General features: G+C 51.4%; 14 protein-coding genes and 1 riboswitch. Of the genes, 1 reads left to right on the top strand and 13 read right to left on the bottom strand.

The window, feature by feature from the left end; genetic code table 11:
* Positions 1 to 29: 29 nt before the first annotated feature.
* From pulA to M891_RS0101360, 8 genes are all read right to left on the bottom strand, one after another.
* Positions 30 to 2,054 (bottom strand): type I pullulanase, encoded by a 2,025-nt coding sequence (pulA, locus tag M891_RS23115; protein ID WP_084628793.1) that lies wholly within the window; start codon positions 2,052 to 2,054, stop codon positions 30 to 32.
* A gap of 347 nt (positions 2,055 to 2,401) precedes the next feature.
* The gene (locus M891_RS0101390; RefSeq protein WP_016313729.1) at positions 2,402 to 3,226 is read right to left on the bottom strand and encodes a carbohydrate ABC transporter permease; all 825 of its coding nucleotides are present in this window, start codon (positions 3,224 to 3,226) and stop codon (positions 2,402 to 2,404) included.
* Positions 3,227 to 3,238: 12 nt separating this feature from the next.
* Positions 3,239 to 4,108: a carbohydrate ABC transporter permease gene (locus M891_RS0101385; RefSeq protein ID WP_028537542.1), complete on the bottom strand. Its 870-nt coding sequence runs from the start codon at positions 4,106 to 4,108 to the stop codon at positions 3,239 to 3,241.
* 64 nt (positions 4,109 to 4,172) lie between these two features.
* On the bottom strand, positions 4,173 to 5,456 hold the full coding sequence (locus tag M891_RS0101380) for an extracellular solute-binding protein (protein ID WP_028537541.1): 1,284 nt from the start codon (positions 5,454 to 5,456) through the stop codon (positions 4,173 to 4,175).
* 12 nt (positions 5,457 to 5,468) lie between these two features.
* Positions 5,469 to 7,196, bottom strand: coding sequence for a glycoside hydrolase family 13 protein (locus tag M891_RS23110; protein ID WP_051416795.1), 1,728 nt, complete (start codon positions 7,194 to 7,196; stop codon positions 5,469 to 5,471).
* A 34-nt stretch (positions 7,197 to 7,230) separates the two neighbouring features.
* Positions 7,231 to 8,223 (bottom strand): LacI family DNA-binding transcriptional regulator, encoded by a 993-nt coding sequence (locus M891_RS24520; protein WP_051416794.1) that lies wholly within the window; start codon positions 8,221 to 8,223, stop codon positions 7,231 to 7,233.
* 147 nt (positions 8,224 to 8,370) lie between these two features.
* A complete protein-coding gene (locus tag M891_RS0101365) occupies positions 8,371 to 11,829 on the bottom strand; it encodes a DUF6359 domain-containing protein (protein ID WP_028537540.1) in 3,459 nt (1,152 codons plus the stop codon).
* A 200-nt stretch (positions 11,830 to 12,029) separates the two neighbouring features.
* A complete protein-coding gene (locus M891_RS0101360; protein ID WP_028537539.1) occupies positions 12,030 to 13,466 on the bottom strand; it encodes an NAD(P)/FAD-dependent oxidoreductase in 1,437 nt (478 codons plus the stop codon).
* Positions 13,467 to 13,532: 66 nt separating this feature from the next.
* A riboswitch (purine riboswitch) is annotated at positions 13,533 to 13,632 on the bottom strand.
* A gap of 254 nt (positions 13,633 to 13,886) precedes the next feature.
* Here M891_RS0101360 and M891_RS0101355 point away from each other — a divergent pair.
* On the top strand, positions 13,887 to 15,191 hold the full coding sequence (locus M891_RS0101355) for a hemolysin family protein (RefSeq protein ID WP_028537538.1): 1,305 nt from the start codon (positions 13,887 to 13,889) through the stop codon (positions 15,189 to 15,191).
* Positions 15,192 to 15,261: 70 nt separating this feature from the next.
* On the opposite strand, the gene M891_RS0101350 is transcribed toward M891_RS0101355, so the two are convergent.
* From M891_RS0101350 to M891_RS0101330, 5 genes are all read right to left on the bottom strand, one after another.
* Positions 15,262 to 15,756: a hypothetical protein gene (locus tag M891_RS0101350; RefSeq protein ID WP_028537537.1), complete on the bottom strand. Its 495-nt coding sequence runs from the start codon at positions 15,754 to 15,756 to the stop codon at positions 15,262 to 15,264.
* Between the two features lie 94 nt (positions 15,757 to 15,850).
* Positions 15,851 to 16,174 (bottom strand): hypothetical protein, encoded by a 324-nt coding sequence (locus tag M891_RS25190; RefSeq protein WP_127576166.1) that lies wholly within the window; start codon positions 16,172 to 16,174, stop codon positions 15,851 to 15,853.
* Between the two features lie 244 nt (positions 16,175 to 16,418).
* Positions 16,419 to 16,622 (bottom strand): hypothetical protein, encoded by a 204-nt coding sequence (locus M891_RS0101340; RefSeq protein WP_028537535.1) that lies wholly within the window; start codon positions 16,620 to 16,622, stop codon positions 16,419 to 16,421.
* A 121-nt stretch (positions 16,623 to 16,743) separates the two neighbouring features.
* Complete coding sequence (locus M891_RS0101335; protein WP_028537534.1) at positions 16,744 to 18,249, bottom strand: hypothetical protein; 1,506 nt, start codon at positions 18,247 to 18,249, stop codon at positions 16,744 to 16,746.
* A 219-nt stretch (positions 18,250 to 18,468) separates the two neighbouring features.
* Positions 18,469 to 19,437, bottom strand: coding sequence for an NAD-dependent epimerase/dehydratase family protein (locus M891_RS0101330; RefSeq protein ID WP_028537533.1), 969 nt, complete (start codon positions 19,435 to 19,437; stop codon positions 18,469 to 18,471).
* Positions 19,438 to 19,466 lie beyond the last annotated feature (29 nt).

The raw sequence follows: 19,466 nt of genomic DNA, 5'->3' as shown, positions 1-19,466 counted from the left end.
CGGGGCTCGTGCCCCTCGCCCTTGCGCGATTACCGCGGGACGGCGAGGACGACGACGCCGACCCCGCGCACCTCCAGCCGCGCTCCGCCGGCTGGAGGCCCCCCTGCTGCAGCGGGCGCCGCCGCTGCAGCTTCACCGCTCGCGCCCGCTTCCAGCGCGAGCACGTGCTCGCCGCCAAACCGGACCTCCCACGGTCCGAGGGCGGGCAGCTCCAGCGACAACGCGCCCGGGTTCGCGTTGTAGAGCACGTACAGGTGGCGGTCGGGATCGCCACCGGCGTGGTCGCGCAGCGTGAACGCCACGGCGTGCGGCGGCGCTGCCTCAAAGCGCAAATGCGCGCGAATCTCGTCCGCCGTCTTCAGGCGGAACGCGGGATGCGCTTTGCGCAAGGCGATCAGGCTGCGCATATAGGACACGTCGTCCTGATGCGCAGCGCAGCGCTCCCAATCGAGCCAGTTGACCTCGATGGGCGATTTATAGCTGTTCTCCACGCCGCCCTTCGTACGCATAAATTCCTGACCGGCGTGGAGGAACGGGATGCCCTGGCTCGTCAGCACGATCGCGGAGGCGAGCCGGTGCATCGCCCGGCGTTCTTCGTCCGAAGCGCCCGGCGTGGACAGCTCGATTTTGTCCCATAACGTATGATTATCATGGCACTCCACGTAGTTCACCGATTGAACCGGCTCGACCGCGAACTGTCTGATCTGCCCCCCATAGTTAATTCCCCCGGCTACGCCGCGCTTCACGCCGTCCTCGAAGCCATCGCCGCCACTGATGAAGCCTTTGCGGTCAAAGATAAAAATATCCCCTTTCACCGCATCCCTCATCCCGTCGTTAAACATGCCGATGCCCGGCAGCTTCTCGGCGTTGTCCTGGTTGGCCCGAAGCTCCTTGGGGAGCACTGTCTCCATCATCCAGCCTTCCCCGATTGTCAGAATCGTGGGGTCGATTTCGTCTAACCGCCGACGGATTTCATTCATCGTTTCGATGTCGATCATTCCCATTAAATCAAAACGGAACCCATCGATATGATACTCCCGCACCCAGTGCAGGATCGACTCGATAATATATTTTCGCATCATCGGCCGTTCGGAGGCGCACTCGTTCCCGCAAAATGTTCCGTCGGAGAACGTCCGATCCGCCTTGTACCGTAAGTAATAACCCGGCACAAGCTTCGTGAAATGAATCAGATATCCATCATATACATGGTTGTACACCACATCCATAATCACGCGTAGTCCGCGGGCGTGCAGCTTTTGGATGAGATGTTTCAGCTCAAGGATCCGGGCAGCCGGATTGTGGGGGTCCGTCGAGTAGGAGCCCTCCGGTACGTTATAATTCTGAGGATCGTATCCCCAATTGTAATGGGGTTCATCCAGACGGCTCTCATCCACACTCTCCTGCGAGTAATCATAGATCGGCAGCAGCTGCACATGCGTGACGCCAAGTCCAGTAATATGGTCGAGTCCCGTCGGAATGCCATTTGGGCCCCGAGTGCCTTCCTCGGTCAAGCCGAGGAACTTGCCTTTTTCACGGATGCCGCTTTGCGGGTGAATCGACAGGTCTCGAACATGCAGCTCATAGATCACCGCATCCGTCGGTGAAGCCAGCGGCGGCTTCTGATCGTTCTCCCATCCTTCTGGATTGGTGCTGCGCAGGTCCAGGATCGCCGTCTTTGTCCCGTTCACCCCCACCGCTTTCGCGTAAGGGTCAACGGCCTCGTTCCACTGCTCCCCCACCTTCACACGGTACGTATAGAATAATCCCCCGCAATCTTCCGCTACCGTCAGGGTCCACGTTCCTTGCACATCCCGCTTCATGGGCAGCTCCTTCACCGGCATTCCGTCCTCCGTTTCGTACAGAACGACGAAGGCTTCGGAAGCGGTGGGGGCCCACAGACGAAAACGAGTTTCTTCCGGGGCATACACTGCACCTAAATCATCACCATCGTATACATACATCTCATCAAACTTCGCATCAAACACCGAGATTCCCCCGGTGACCGTCACATCTCCGTAATCGATGGTACCGTGAAACTCTTTTTGTACCGACAACATCCTCACTCCAATCCCGTTAAATTCAGCAGCACGTGTTTCATTTGAAGTCCGAAGAATTTCGCCCGCACACAGTTAAGAAGCTAAGCCCGATGCAGACAAATCCCCGTAAAAACCTGTTGTCCATGCCGCTGAATCCCTCGCCCTCTGGGGTATGCTCATTCATCATATGGCTACTTTTCCCCGAAACGTTCCACAAGCTGTGTCAGGAACATGTAATCATCTTCCCCCACAGGCTGTTTCAAATATTCATAGACAACGGGCGTTATGTGCTGGATTATATCATCGGTTCGAAAACTTGGTCAATCGTTTGCACAAAAGGCTGAATTCAAGCTTTTTCGCTTGTTTTACCCCTTCACCGCTCCGGCTGTAATGCCGGCGATAAAGTAGCGCTGCAGCAGCAGGAACAGTAAGATAATTGGGATCACGGCGATCAGTGAACCAGCGAACACGATCCCCCATTGCGTCGTATATTGCCCTTGGAAATTGGCCAAGGCAATCGGCAACGTCCGCTTCAGCGGATCATTAATGATGGTCAGCGCCCAGGGGAACTCTTCCCACACGGTTAGCGCGTTAAAGATCGTGGCTGGAACAAACGCCGGCTTGGAGAGAGGCAAAATGATGGAAGCAAATAACGTCCAGGCGCCGCCCCCTTCCATCTCCACCGACTCATCGATATCCCGAGTGATGGAATCGAAAAAGCCTTTAAGCAAGAACGTTGTAAACGGAATGGACCCTGCGGCGTAGACAACGATTAGCCCCCACCGTGAATCAAATAAACCCAGTTGACGAATCAAGACGAACTGGGGAATCAGCAACGTCAGACTAGGGATCACCAAGCCTCCCATAATAATCGCAAAGCTGAGGCGCTTTCCCTTAAAATCAAACCGCGAGTAAGCAAAAGCTAACATAGACGACAGCAGAAAAATAAGCGCAAAGCTTGCCAATGTCACCAGCAGGCTATTCAACAAATATAACGCGAAGTTTTGACTTCCCCACGCCTCTCTGAAATTGGATAAGGTCATTTCCGAAGGCAGAAAGCGAGGCGGAAACTCAAACAACAGCGTCATAGGTTTGAGAGCAGTTAGCAGCATATACACTAAAGGGTAAATCGATACTACTCCGCCTGCGACAAGCAGGGCGTAAGTGCAAAATGTTTTCAGCGAGCGCATATGGTTCGCCCCCTATTCCTGTTTGTTCAGACGGAACTGCACAGCCGTTAATCCAGCAATGATCACTGCAAAGACATAGGACAACGCGGAAGCGTAACCCAGATCATATTCGGAGAACGCCTTTTGATACATTCTCGTTAACAACACTTCAGTCTGATGCAACGGTCCGCCGTTGGTGATGAGATACACGGAAGTAAATACATTAAACGCACCGATAATTAACATCATTTGGATAAAAAATGTCGTGCTCCGAATCGACGGCAGCGTGATATATCGAATCTGGTTCCACGCATTGCAACCGTCTAAAGAAGCCGCTTCATATTGATCTTTGGGTACCCCTTGCAGGGCGGCCATGTAGATCACCATCGCCCAGCCGACCCCTTTCCAGATCCCAAGGATTCCAAGCACGATCAAGGCTTTGCCCGGTTCACTTAACCAACTGATCGTCCGATCCGACAGATGAAGGATATCCGTAATGGCGTAATTCAAAAATCCCTGATCGGCAAAAACATACTTAAAGATTAACGAGGCAACGACCCAAGACGTAATCACCGGTAAGAAGTACAGCACTCGGAACGTCTTGGTGCCGGGACGGTTCTGGTAAAGTGCATAGGCGACCAGAAAGCCCAAAATCATTTGGCCGGGTACAGAAATGATCCCGTAGATAAAGATATTCCGTATCGAAATCCAGAATACTTCGTCCCCGAACACATGCTTATAATTATCCAATCCAACAAATTTAAGTTGATTAATGTTCGTGAGCCGAAAATCATAAAAGCTGTAGATCAAATTCCGGATCAACGGGTAGAGAATAAATAAGGCAAAAAATAAAAATCCGGGCAAAAAGAACAAGTAACCAGCTGCTCCGTTTTTTTTGCGCATGTCATGTTGACTCCTTCGTAAAAGGGAGCGCCTCCCTTACGGAAAACGCTCTCCTGAAAATGGACTACTCCTTCAACAAAGCATCGATGGCAACAACTGCCGCATCCAGCTCCGTTTTTACATCCGCATCCGTCATGAAAATTTTACTCATCGCATCATTAATCACACCGTCAATTTGCGGCCAAGCACTTACCGGCGGGCGAGCCTTCGCCGTCTTTAACTGTTCAAGAAACGGTGGATAATAATCGATCGCCTTGACATCGGCATTCTCCATCGAGGCGAGATTCACCGGAATTTGTCCAATTTTGCCCATCTCAATCTGAGCCGCTTCCGACACCATGAACTTCACAAATTTCCAGGATTCCTCCTGCTTGTCTTTACTAAAGATCCCGATATCCTCTCCGCCTAACACTTGAATGGAACCCGCTGATCCCGCCGGGAATGAAGCCATTTCGACGTCAAAATCAGGGAATTGCGACTGAAATTGAGCGACTGCCCACGGGCCTTCCGCCATCATGGCATAGCTTCCGCTCGCATGGCCTTCCGTGACCGCAACATCACCTGGCTTAAATCCAGAAATTTGACCAGCGTTGTAAGCGTTTTTAAGCTTCGTCAAAATTTCTACAGAAGCCGGGCTATTTAAATATCCGTCCGCCGTTGTAAAGTCAGGCGAGAGCACATCCCCTCCGTTGCTCCAAATCCACGGCAAGACATTCCAACCTTGAAGGGCCGGTTCGCCGAATCCCCAGCTTTTTTCATACTTACTTTTGATTTTGCCCAAAGCCTCGAAGAACTGTTCCGTCGTTTGAGGTGCTTGCTCTACACCGCTTTGGGACAGCATCTCTTTGTTCCAGAACAACACCTTGGTATTCGTATTGAGAGGAAGTCCGTAATAGTGGTCTCCTACCTTCGCTGTGGACAACGGGCCTTCCAGCAAGCTGCCAGCAACCTCGTCAAAATCTTCAAAGGCGTCTAACTGTTGCAGCATCCCGCTCTTTTGGAACTCCGGCACCCAGATGATGTCCAAGCGGGCGACATCCGGCAAATCGCCGGCACTGCCGCTGATCTGCAATTTCTTATGCAGGTCCTCCCAGGTAAAGGCAACAGGGTTCACTTTAATCCCGGGATTTTCCTGTTCAAATTTCGGAATCAGCACTTCTTTTAACGTCTTCTCTTCCGGTGATGCGGTACTGTAGTGGTGCCAGAACGTTATTGTAACTTCCTTGCCCGGCTTCACGTCCGAGCTTGTCCCATTCGACGTCTCTTGGTTCCCCTTGGAACCGCAGCCCGCCAAAACCAGGGTCAAGGCGAGTAAAATCGGCAATAACTTGCTCCATTTATTTATCATAGGTAGATCTCCTTAATTCCGTTTTTGGAAAAGCATCGTCTCTCCGGGGCCGATGAAATCAGGCAAGTTCCCGGTATCCTGCGAATGATCCAGTGTATAAGTGCCAATCAAGTCAAACCGCTTCATCACGTTGTCCAAAGCCTGACGGTCTTGCGAGAAGTTGATCAGAAGCACCGCTTCTGCGGTTTCGGTGTAGCGCCGGATGACGTAACACTCCGAGTCTTCCCGGTATCTCAGCTCCGTGTGGCCGTAATGCAGTACTGAATCGGTTGTTTTACGCTGAATCCAAGTGCGGAACTCTCGGAACAACAATGGTTCTGCCGTGGCCAGCTGCCAAGGCATGCTTCCGCGGCACCCTGGGTCATTCTCCCCGGTCATTCCCAGTTCGTCCCCGTAATATACGGTAGGATTCCCCGGCAGGAAGAATTGAAGGGCCAGCAGTAGCCGAAGCTTGCTTTCATCATTCCCGCAACGCGTTAAGATTCGTTCCGTGTCATGGCTTCCCAGCAGGTTAAACATTTGATTTAGTTCTGCCAAAGAATACCGATGGAGTAAACTTACGAGTCTGGAATGAAACTCCGTCAGCGGAATGGAACGATCCAGACAGTAGTCGAACAGAATCGTTCGCAGCTCATAGTTCATCACGCTGTCCACACCGCCAGACGCCATCAGGCGCTTGGCATCATCCCAGATTTCTGCAATAATGATAGCGTTAGGATTTAATTTCTTGACACAGGATTTCAGCTCCCGCAAAAAGCTGATTTCCACCTCATCTGCGACATCGATTCTCCAGCCGTCGATCCCCGTCTCCTTCTGCCAAAAGGAAACGATATCGTATACGTACTGCTGAACTTCGGGATTCGATGTCCGCAGCTTAGGCATCCATTGATAATAGCCCACGGAGTCGTATCCATCTTCGCTTCGTTGAACCGGGTACCGGTTAATATAGAACCAATCCTTATATACCGAAGCTTCTCCATTTTTAACAACGTCCTGAAAATAGGGATGATAGAACCCGCAATGATTGATTACCAGATCGAGAATCACCTTAATATCGCGTTCGTGGCATTTTTGGACGAGCTCTTGCAAATCTTGTACTGTCCCGAATTGCGGATCGATTTGGAAGTAATCTACGGTGTCGTATTTGTGATTCGACGTAGCCACAAATATTGGATTTAAGTACAATGCATTAATACCCAGTTCGCTCAGGTAATCCAATTGCTTGATGATTCCTCGAAGATCACCTCCCATATAATTGTCCCGCGTTGGCACGCTCCCCCAAGGTTCCACAGATTCCGGATCATTTCCTGGATCCCCGTTACAGAAGCGTTCAGGGAAGATTTGATACCATACCCGGTTCCCAATCCATTCCGGTGAGTTCACCATGTCGCGATCTCCCGCATAGGCATACGAATAGCTGCCCTTGGTTCCCTCCGTCTTACGTAATCCCTCAGCGCCCAGCCAATAGGTTTCCCCCTTTGCAGTAAACTCGAAATTATATTGAAGGTACCGAATGCGAGATTCCATACCCGTCAATATCGTGCGATAGTACTTAAATTCTCCTGATTCCGCCCATAATGTCATCGCTTGTTTCCGAATACCATACTCCTGCTTATATTTATTCCAATAGTTTAGCGTGACTTGGTTCGCATCAGCAGGAAGCTTTAAGCGTACTTCCAATTCATTCAGAGAAATGAGGGTAGCATCTACTACCGGGTCGTGATACAGATATTGGGTCATCAACTTAATACCTCATTATGTTTAGTTTGTTCGATTATTTGCCAATTTGGGTTGGAATTGAGATAAACGACGGTACCCCCTCTTCTTTATTCATCCGAGAGAACAACATTTGCGCCGCTTGCTTTCCCATCATTTCCAGGTCGATCTCCACGAAATGCACCGGGTATTTCAAGTATTTCGACATCGGAAAGCTGTCAAATGTAGCTAAAGCCAGCTCAGCCAAGAGAGGATTACCATTCTCCCAATCCAAAATTTCGAAAAGCTGTTCATGCGTACAGCAGATCAGAGCATCAGGCCGTTGCGTTTCCAATCCAGATCTAGGGGAATCGTACAGCCTCTTTAAAACATCAGCATGCTCGATTACTTGAGGTTCCAAGTGGTGTTGACGCATCGCTTCATGGTAGCCATTTAGGCGGTCACTCAGAAATTTGTCCCGCTGGGCGGTTGCACCGCCGGCATAAATCATGATGTTGCGACAGCCCAAATCGATTAAATGCTCGGTCAGAATCCGACCGGCCTGAACGTTATCGATATCCACCCAAGGTGCGTCCACTTGCTTCAATGTATTTTCACCGGTTACGACAAACGGCATGTTATGTTTGATCAGCAATTCATAATTCCGTTCATTTAGCAGCGTATTGGGGATAATAACACCGTCAACCCGGCGCTCAACCACCACTCGCTCGAACGTTGATCTGCCATTCTTCCCGTCATGATCGCTCATCATAAGAAACATGTGGTCGTGATTGTATACAACCTCTTCGATCCCTTGAAGCACTTTGTAGAAATAAGGGTTAGCATAGGCCTGTTTATTGGTGTAATCAAAGCAAAAACCAACCGTAAGTGTCTTCTTCGTCGCCAATCCGCGCGCAATGGAGTTGGGGACATAGTTATACTGCTTCATGATGTCTTCGACTTTCTTCCGAGTCTTCTCGGAAATGTTCCGATTCCCGTTGATCACTCGGGATACGGTCGCCTTGTTAACACCCGCTAAAATCGCAATTTCTTGAATCGTTATCTTCGACACGAATGATCTCTCCTTAATCTGCAACCGGTTGCATAACTCATTATACAAAACGCTTACAATCTTAGCAAGCTTGCTTTTTTGTAATAAGCAAAAAGTCGCTCAGAATGGACCATTCTGAACGACTTATTATTAGCCAAGGCCCGCCGCTTAAGCCGCCTCTCCCCCGATATACTCCAAATCCTCCAGCATCAAATTTGCGAAGCTCTGTTTGATGGTTAATCCGCTTTGGACGCTGACCGTTATCTTCAGCGCCTTGAGCTTGATGTCGCGCTCCAGTGGAGTTTTGGCCTTTTGCAGCGAGGCGATTTGGGCTTGCAGGCTGGTGGCCGTGCCATTCGTTAAGAAATAGCCGTGATGTTTGCCCATGTCCACCAGCTCATCTAAGTGCGCAATGTCGATGGTCACTTGGAACGTAAAATCCACCGACATGGTATGTCCCGCTGCATCCGTTGCTTGCACCGTCAGTTTGTGAGTACCAACCGATAGCGAGAACGGAACGATTTCCGCAACCCCTGTGATGGTTCGTCCGTCAAGCCGGTAAGCCGTTGATTTTGGCCCGCTGACCGCGTCATTTACATCAACGTGAAAAGGAACACTCGAAGCAACCTGCAGCACTTGCTGATCCCCGGTGAACGTCACTTCTGGCGCCAGGCGATCTACGTTAATGTACAGCGTCTTGGGCGCTTCCTCGTTACCTGCCCGATCTACGGAGCGATATTCTATCGTATACTTCCCATCGTCTGCAAGCACCAGCGGTTCGGTATACGGAATCCACTCCCCGCCATTCACCCGGTACTCCGTCCGGTCCAAACCGCTGCCTCCTTCATCCTCTGCGTTGAACGTAACCGTAACTTCCGTCTGATTATAGACATCTGCGCCCTCCTTCCCTGCGACATCGCGTTCCGTCACCGGAGCCGTCAAATCCGCTTCGGTGGTGCTCGGCACGACATCAGCCAAGGCCAGCGGCTTCAACTGGTAGGTTCCTCGATAGACGGAGGCAACCCCGCTGATATCCACAGACGTACCTTCCGGGTACAGCGCCAAAAAGGCATCCATCGTCACTCCGGTGCGGCCGTCAAACCGCACCCGTGTCGTGCTGCCGTCTTCGCGAACGGCGTTAAATTCAAAGGAACCTGCCGGAGTAGCCGCAACCACATCCTGCACTACGACATGAGTCAGGGTGATTAGCTGACCCTGGTTCGCCTCTGTCACCGCCTCCTGAACCTGCGGCTGCGGCAGCGGGGCCGTTCCCAGCTTCTCGATCAGCACCGGATTCTCCAGTTCCACTTCCCCGTTGTACAATGTGCGGGTTGCACTGATCCGGATCAGGTCACCGGCATGATATCCCGCTGCCGTTTGGAAGACGTAAATGCCTCCTGTCTCGTCCTGCAAATAGAAGCCTTGACCGCCAAATACCCCCGGTTCGGAAATAATCACTCCTTGAACCGTGACAACCGTTCCTTCTGCTGCCTCACGCGCTGCGGCAATCGTACTCAACTCCGGCACCGGCGGATGGTCGCCCGGCAACGGCTCGGCATCCACATTTGCAATCTCCACCTGCTTCGTGAGCTCGTTCGCGCTGCCTTTTTTCAGACGTAAGTTAGCGCTTGTGGCGGTTACCCCCGGCTTCAACTGAACGGTCAAATCCTTAGATGCATGACCCAAGGAATCGCCTGTGAGCGAAAACGCCGGGCTGTAATTGTAATCCGACCAGCTGCCGTCCGCATTCTGGAATCGGGCGATCTGCTCGCCGCCGGCCAGGTAGATGCCTACCCGCAAATCGGATACCGTCTGCCCCGGCGTTAAGCCGTCTGCAGTCACGCGGATCTGAAATTCTTGCTGGCTTGGCAACTGCGCTTGATGGACAAAGGCAAATGTCGGCTCCGTTTCCGGTGCTTGTGATGAACCGTACGAACCCGGCTTAAACGTAACTGGATCATACCACTTGTATCCGGGTGCAGGCTGTGCCCACGGCTCCGGCTGCGGCTCGGTTGTGGCCGCGGGTTCTTCGTCTTCGTCAAGCGCAGTTGGCGTATCCAGCACCATTCCAGGCACCTGATCAAAGGAAGTATAGTTCTCGTCATATGCCAGCCATTTCACGGTTTGCACCAGGAACAGGCCGTCGTCCACTTCCTTGAAGCCGTCATAAGTCGTTTTCTTCTGCCCGTTTTCTTCCCGTACATACTTGGATGTTGCGTCTTCCACCGGCGAAGAATCGCCGATAAACGCGGCTTTCCCAAGCCCCAGCTTGGCGATGGCTGCATAAGGGCCTTCCGCCCGGCCGCCGCCATTATAGACGCCTTCATCAACAGCATTGCCCCAGGCCGGAACGCCGGTAGGGACGTAAACAAGTCCTTTGGCCTTCTGCGGATCGAGAATGGCCACGGTTGACCCTGCATGCATGGCGACCGCATCTACGCCCGCCGTAATGCCAAACGATTGCGAAGGGCTGACGATATCCGTTGCATTCACGTCACCCAGCGCGTTATAACGGAAGCGAACGCCAAAGTTGTCTGCTAACCAGTCGGAGCTGTTCACCCCCTGCATCGCAGGTGAATTGGCCTCTTCGGTTGTCATCCCTTTCGCCGGATTTTCGTAGGCCCCGCGGCGATAACCGTTAAACACCTCAGAGGCGTCCCAGCGGTTTTTGTTACGGTCAGCATTATAATGGTCAGAGATGAAGAATACAGCGCCGCCATTTTCCACGTACTGCACCAATGCTTCCTGCTCAGCGGTCTTAAACGGAATGTTCGCTTCAGGAATTACAAAGACGTCATAAGGCTCCAATGTTTCGTAAGTAATCGCCGTTTCCCCAAACGTATATGGGATTGGCCGGTCCAGCGACTCTACTGTAAAACCGGCCGCCCGCAGCCCATCGGCAAAGTCAGAGAATGCGCCGTCAATGACCCAATCCGCTGCTCCGGCGGTTTGGCCGTGGGCGTTGTCAAACAGCACCTTCTTGCCGGTGCCGTCCGGAAGCTCGGGGATGTCACCCGGATCTGGATCTTGACCCGGGTCCTCCCCGGGATCCTCGCCAGGGTCTTCACCCGGTTCTCCCGGCTGGTCTTGGGATAATGAAATCTCGGTTACATTCTTTAATCCCGCAAAATTGTTGTACGCCGCCAGTGAACCCGATACGACCACAGACTTTCCGATCAAATCCGGGTTGCTTTGCAGGCCGAACTCCGCTCTGAAGCTGGAAGGAATCTGTACGTCGATGAGCTTCGTCTTATCCTGTTCCCCAGCCGTATCGGCAATCAGGAAGTTAAAATCGTTGCCAAAGGGCGCCTCAAAGTCCGCCGTAAGCGATCCTGTCGCATGGCCCACGATGATGCCGACCACTTCCGCAACTTCGCCGCTATTCCCTTTGGCAATCGCCTCCGCAACGCTGAGCGGAGCGGCAGCGATTTGCAGCAAGGCCTCGCTGCTGTTTGGTGCTGCGTTTATCTGCGCGCCTGTCCCTGCTGTCGATACATCCACTGCCACATCGGCAGGCTGTGCTGCCGCTTGGGATGCCCATCCCGGCAACCCGGTTACGGTTAATGCACCGGCTAATAAGAAACCTAACCATTTCTTGCGCCAAGCGTTCGCCTTGCCCTTACCCATAAATTATCGATTCCTCCCCATGCGCTTGTTTTTGATGGACTGCCTCCTCATCATACTTATTTTAAAATTGAACATTATTTCCTGTCGATTAAAATTATGTAAAATCATTCCTCTCTTTATAAACTTCAATGTTTTACGCTGAACGAAAAAACGGGTACAGCCCCTCTGTCTCTAGGACTGTACCCGTATGACGATTTGTTTTACACTCCTGCTTTCTCGATCATTCCGCGGGCGATCCATACTCCAGCTGCTCCCGCTTGCGCTAAGCCGCGAGTAATCCCTGCGCCGTCGCCGCCGCAGAACAAGCCGCTGATTTCCGTTTCCAGCGATTCGCTCAGCTTCGGACGGGCCGAATAGAACTTCGCCTCTACCCCGTAGAACAACGTATGCTCCGAGGCAATCCCCGGCGTCACTTTATCGAGCGCCTCGACCATCTCGATCAGGCTCTTCATCGTATTGTACGGCAGCACCAGGCCAAGATCACCCGGCACCGCTTCCTTCAACGTTGGCTCCAGGAAGCCTTCGGCAATCCGCGCAGCGGTAGAGCGGCGTCCGCGCAGGATATCACCGTACTTTTGCACGATGACCCCGCCGTTTGATAGATCGTTGGCCCGCTGGCAAATTTCCCGCGCATACTCGTTAGGTTTATCAAACGGTTCAGTAAACCGATGTGATACGAGCAGCGCGAAGTTGGTATTCTGCGAACCCAAGGCTGGATCTTTGTAGGAATGGCCATTGGCCGCCATCACGCCGCTGTGGTTCTCGACCACGACATGTCCGGAAGGATTGCTGCAGAACGTGCGTACCCGCGTACCAACCGAAGTGTTGAAAATAAATTTGCCCTCATACAAATGCTCGTTGATCTCCCGCATCACCACATCGGAGGTCTCTACGCGAACGCCAACGTCTACCTGATTGTTCGTCATTTTCAGGCGACGCTTCTTCAGAATCTCGGTCAACCACGCAGAACCGTCCCGGCCTGGAGCGACCATCACCAGATCGGCCTCATACGTTTCGCCGTTCTTCAGCGTGATCCCGCGGACTTGGTGGCTTTCCTCGATTTTTTCCGTGATCAGGTCCTCCACTTCGGCCTTAAACAGCATATCAATGCGCGTGTTGAGATATTCGTAGATCGATTTCAGGATTTCCAGATTCTGCTCGGTCCCCAGATGGCGCACCTGCGCTCGCAGCAGCTTGAGCCCGGCGGCATATCCGCGCTGCTCGATTTGTCGGACCGCTTCGGTCATCGGATCAGTGATGGTGGTCGTCGCCCCGTGCTCCAGGTTGATCGCATCGACGTATTTGATCAAATCCAGCACCTTGGACGGCGCAATGTAATCGCTAAGCCAACCGCCGAATTCCGTGGTAATATTAAATTTCCCGTCGCTGTATGCTCCAGCCCCACCAAATCCAGCCGTGATCGAGCAGGCCGGCAAGCAACCGGCAAATTCCTTACGCCCGGCCGCAGGCGGGCAAAGCGTAATCTTCTCCTCTAAGATCGGGCAACGGCGGCGATAGATATCGTGCCCCTTGTCCACCAGAAGCACCTTCCAATGCGGCGCTTTCCGGGTCAGTTCGTAACAGGCGAAAATTCCGGCAGGGCCGGCTCCCACTACAATGACATCGTATTTGCTCATCTGAATCCTCCTGAGATGGTTAATCATTCACATGATAAATAAAAAAATTCCTGACCTCTCATAGGTATGCGTATGCACCCTATTCGTAGTCAGGAATTTATGGTTCCTTGTAGAGACCCTCAATCCATATTATTGAGGATATACGAACTTGTTCTCTATTTCTATGGACTTGTTTGTGTTTTGGAACAACCTGAGTATAAGCGTGATAAACGGATAAGTCAAGATAAAATTAAATCAAATATTCGTGTTTTGAAACAAAACAAAAGATAAAACGTGGCTAATTTCACAACCTTCGCCGAAAACACGAACATTAATACCCTATCTGCCTTATGAGCAGGTTCGCATGAAGAAGGGAGTTTATTGTATAATAGTGATAGATTCACGTCATTATATTAAATTATTGAGGAGTAGATGCATCGAATGGACAGTGACAGGTATTTGGTTTTGAATGTGGTTTTGGTCGTTTTACTTATCGCGTTAACGGCGTTTTTTGTCGCGGTAGAGTTTGCGATCGTTCGGGTCCGGGGAAGCCGGGTTGATCAGTTTGTGGCGGAAGGACGGAAGGGTGCCGTTGCCGTCAAGCAGGTCACCTCAAACCTGGACGGATTTCTATCAGCTTGCCAGCTCGGGATTACGATTACCGCGCTGGGACTCGGATGGCTGGGAGAACCAACGGTGGAGAGCATGTTGCATCCCCTGTTCCACAGCCTGAACATACCTGAGGCAGTTGGCAGCGCGCTTTCGTTTATTATCGCGTTTGTCGTCATCACGTATTTTCACGTTGTGGTGGGCGAGTTGGCCCCTAAAACCGTGGCGATCCGTAAAGCTGAAGAAATTGCCATGATTACAGCCAAGCCTTTAATTCTTTTTACAAAAATCATGCGCCCCTTCATTTGGGCCCTAAACGGTTCGGCCAACCAGCTTGTGCGCTTGTTCGGCGTCAAACCGGCCTCAGAACATGAGGAAGCACACTCTGAGGAAGAACTACAGATCATCATTAATGAAAGCTACGAAAGCGGCAAAATCAATCAAAGCGAATTTGGCTACGTGAATCGGATTTTCGCATTTGATAATTTGCTCGCCAAGGAAATCATGGTACCTCGCACCGATATGGTGTGTTTATATACGGACAAGACGCGTGAGGAGAACTTGGAGATCATCCGGGAACAGCAATACACCCGTTTTCCGGTTGTGGATGGCAGCAAGGATAACGTCATCGGAATCGTAAATACGAAACAGTTCTTCCTAGCTTATGATCATAATCCAAATCTGGATTTTTCCGCTCTGCTGCAGCCGGTGATGGCTGTCTCCGAGGTCACTCCAGTGAATGAGTTGCTGAAGAAGATGCAGAAGGAAGGCACCCATATGGCGATCCTGATCGACGAATACGGAGGAACCGCCGGCCTCGTTACTCTGGAAGATATTCTGGAGGAGCTTGTCGGGGAAATCCGCGACGAGTTCGATAAAGAAGAGGAAGATCCGATTGTCCAGCTGGACGAATCGCATGTGGTAGCCCTTGGCACCGTGACGGTAAATCAGATCAATGAAGTGCTGCTAACCGACCTGAGCACAGAAGAAGTGGATACTATCGGCGGTTGGCTCTATGGCAGAAATCCATCGATGGATGTTGGAGACACGCTGGAGCATGAGGATTTAACCTTCAAGCTGTTGGAGAAGGAACCACACCGCTTCAAGAAGCTTGAGATCGTAAAGCACGGCTCATAATGTTAAAAAAAACGCGAGCACAGAGTAAATTCTCTGCAGGCTCGCGTTTTTGATTAAGGCTTAAGTGCGATTAAAGCCGAATTATTTTTTTCTGATCCGCAGACTTAACAATATCGCTTACTTTGACGGTACCCGTGATTTTTCGGGGAACCCCGTTCACCTCATAAGCAATTTCGACATAAACGGAATCGTGAGGCCCAACCTTAACGCCTTGGATTAAATTACGTGTACTATAATAGATCTTTCCCTGAAAAGAGTCGGGTAACATAAAAGGATCGTCCGCTTGGCTTATAGAAAGAATAGATTTCCCCCCAATAGTTAATCCGTAAGCAACACCGGTAAAATGCTTGTTGTCTCCCACAACTTCCAAATGATGATCTGCTAGATATAGAGAGTTAGGATAAGTCACAAACTCAATATCATTGATCCTCAGATCCGCTGTTTCGATTGCAAAGTTATAGACTTTCGGCTCCTGGTGAAAACGAAATGGATTGTAGATCAAAACGATCATGACCACGATCAGTCCGAGGCCAATAGACGTTAGCACAACGTTCTTGGTATTCATGCTGCCTCTCCTTTTAATCTAAGTTAGGTTACAAATGCATGTTGGTTAAAGGATTAAAGAGAGACACTTAAGATGTCTCTCTTTATTTATAGGATCAATATGGTAATTTGGTATCGACGTATAATTTTCCTCTTATCGCCCCAAGCCAAAGAGAACAGGTTGTTCCAATCGTAGTATCTATACCGTTCCCTTCCCATGAAAACTTGAGGTTAGCTTTACTAAACCAATAAGAACGAGCTAAAGCCGATCTTGATTTCTCAATATCCTCAACTTCTCTTACAATTTCCGTTTTAGGCGTATCCGTAACTCCAAATCCTGAAGCATTTGGACCATACAATCTGAAAATTTTTGATTTGTAGCCTTTCTCATAATTTCCTAGCAAGAAATCTGCGTATACATATGCGCTTGCCGTGCCCACAGTTTTACTAATCTTGATATCCCAATAAGTAATATTTCCATACTCATCAGTTGAACTTCCTAGCGGATGTATCTTACTATTTGTTCCCCCTCTGTACCAACGGAGATAAAGGAACCGTCAGGGAAGCGATAGTATTTTATTTGGTCACCTAGTTTTGGATCGAATACGAAAAAGTCAGAAGGTATCCATTGTTGCATTTCAGGTTTATAGGCATCCCATAATTCGTTGTTCTTGACTTTCTCCTTTAGCAAAATTGCTTTTCTTTTGGAACTTGGTTTTCTTGAAAATATCGATCTAAATTGATGTCTTTTACACCATTAACATCAACAAGTTGATTAGCCATAGATGCAGAACTTGACACTCTCTCATAATTGCTAGCATTAGCAGTTCCCAAAGAAACGAACAACAACACAATGGATAACAATAACACCGAACTTTTCTTCATCATTCAACCGCTCCTTTATGTTTTTTGTTGTCACATAAAGGATAATAAAGGAAAATGAATCAAGTGTAAGTTATTTTTATCACTAATTTCCATTATTTATCACTAACGCAATGCGAATATTCATTTACCGCAGCAGGCGCCGACGCAGCTCCACCACTTCCTCATCTCCGGGGGTCTCCTCACCGTATCGAGTTCCATAATACAGTTGGAGCAAAGGGTCGGCCGTAGACTCCAGTTCTTGCCGGACGGCCGCTTCCGCGGCCTCGGTAGTACCGCCGCCGGTACCCACAAGCCGCTTTCGCTTCCCGGCTCTGGCCGATTTAGCGGCTTCCGCCTGCCGGGCCGATTCCTGTTTGAGCTCCTCCACCGTTTCCCGCGGGGTCAAATAAGGCTTAAGCGAGAACCCGCGCTGACGTTCCTGCCGCAAAAACAACCGGTATAAATAGCGGACGCGTTCCCGGTTATCCCGCATGTCCTCCCAACGTTCGGACGGCTTCCCCGTGCGCAGCAGACGGGCTCCCAGCTGGCGCCAGCCTTGCAGGGCCGATTCCCAAGTCAACAAGCTCGTCTCCTCATCGCGATAAGCAGCTTGCTCCGGTGCGGCGCTCTCCCGGCGCAACAAGTTAAGCAGGCGATGGATGGCTTTGCGCCAATATTCCCCAGCGTTCTTGTACAGCCAATAGAGGACGAACCCCAGTAAGGCCGCTAGAAGCAATCCGCCAAACACATAAAATGCATAGTTCAAAATTTCCGACAGCAGCCCCGGTTCCTGGGGTTCTGCCGGCAACATCGGCTCCAGCGGCGGTGTTACCGCTTCCGGCTCTTCCGTCGGCGGCAGCACAGGCTCCTGCGGACGGGTTAACCAACGCACGATCGCTTGAAGCATTCGCCACAGCAGGCTGCCAATCCAGCGCCCCACACCGGCCGCCAGCAACACAGCGGCCACAACGATCAAGCCGACAAATAACCGGTTATGGCGACGAAGCCCCGCCGGCAGCCGCTCTCCCGAGTCACCGGCCTGCGAACTGTAGCGCAGAAACTGATGGTTCGTTACGAACAGAGCCGTGGCTAAGCTGAATACGCCGGCCCAGGTGATCAACGGGACCGTCGCTTGCAGCGCTTCGATTCGCGGAAAGAAGATCCCTGCTAGGAAGTAGAGACTCAGCCCCACCCAGTACAGCCGAAAATGGCCCTGACGATTTCGAACCGTCAGACCTTGCAGCGAGCAAAACACACCGGCGACAAACAGCGCGGCGGTTTGCAGCAGCACAACGACGGTGGAGGCTAGCTGGGTAGCCGATGCGGCGTTACCTAAGCCAAGCGCGCTCGCGCCCCCTGCCCAAGCCAAAGCGGCCGCGGTATAAACCGCGCCAGCGGCGAGGGCAACCGCCCCGCGCTGCCATAGCTTGCGCAGCCGGGTACCAATCAAGACTCCGATGAGCGAGAGTAACGGCAGCAGGCCAAGCCCCGCGATGGGGAACTCCGGCGGCCGAAGGAACACCGCGAACAGAATCCATGCCGGCAGCAGCAGCACATATTCCATGAGGCAGGCGAGGCCTGACCGCAACGTCTGTCTCAGGTAAGCGGATTCATTTTGATGCAGATCTCCGTATTCATCCTTGTCGTTCATCCCGTCATCCCTCCCGATCTTCCTCCGAAAAGCCGGCTCTGGACCCTAATCACACTTTTATCCGATCGAAAGCTCTCCTTCTTCTAATCTTCATCATATCACAGAGGTGAGGACTGCGGGCTCGTTTATCCTCAGTGTCCCTCAAAAAAATGAATCCCGCTTCTCATGAAGAGAAACGGGACAGACGGGACTTGGCGAAGCAAGCGCGCCGCAAATGACCTATATGACCGATGGTTCAACGTAGTTCGTTCGTTCGATAAGCAGCGGATTTTTTCGCGCTTCCATTTCGAATTCCATCATCTCTACTAATCCATCATATAGCGAATATCGCGGCTCCCACCAGAGGATATCGCGGGCTTTGCCGTTATCGAGCACACTTTGGTCAATATCCCCCGGCTGAGCGGGACGAAATTGCGGCTGCACTTGACGGCCGAAAATTTCCGATAATACCCCCAGCACCTCCAGAAGGGAGATGCCGCGGCCGCTGCTGACATTTAAAATCTGACTGCCTGTGCAGCGCAACGCCTTCACGTTCGCCGCGGCAATATCCTTCACATAGACGAAATCTCGCGTCTGCGAGCCGTCTCCATATACCTCCAGCGGAAGACCCGCAGTTAGTCGCTCAACGAATGCGGTTAACACCCCATCCTCACCCGTACGCCGCTCCCGTACCCCATACACATTGGCATACCGCAGGATTGAATAGTCAAGCCCATAGCGTTCATGGAAGGATTGAATATACATCTCGGAAACTCGTTTGGACACGCCGTAAAAGGATAAAGGCTCCGTTCGTTGCGATTCCTTGATCGGCAAATGGTCGGGGTTTCCATACACCGCGGCCGAGGACGCAAAGACAATCCGCTGTACACCGTAACGCACGCATTGCTCCAGCAGCTGGACCGTCCCCAGAATATTCGTTTCCGCGTCAGCCGTGGGGTGATGCAACGAGCGTTGAACGCTCGTTTGAGCTGCCAGGTGAATGACGGCATCCGGCCGCTCCTCTGCAAAGATCAACTCCAAATCATCAGATACAATGTCCGTCGGATAGTATGTAAGCAGATCGTCTTTTTTCCCGAGATTCCCGGACAATCTGGTATCGACCACCACCACCTGATCCCCTTGTTCCAGCAGCCGCTTGACGGTGTGGCGCCCAATAAACCCCGCTCCTCCGGTGACTAGCACTTTCATCGCTTCGACTCTCCTATTCCCTAAGAAAT

Source organism: Paenibacillus sp. J14, assembly GCF_000518465.1.
GTDB classification, from domain to species: Bacteria; Bacillota; Bacilli; order Paenibacillales; family Paenibacillaceae; genus Fontibacillus; species Fontibacillus barengoltzii.
This window is presented reverse-complemented; position numbering and strand designations above follow the sequence as displayed.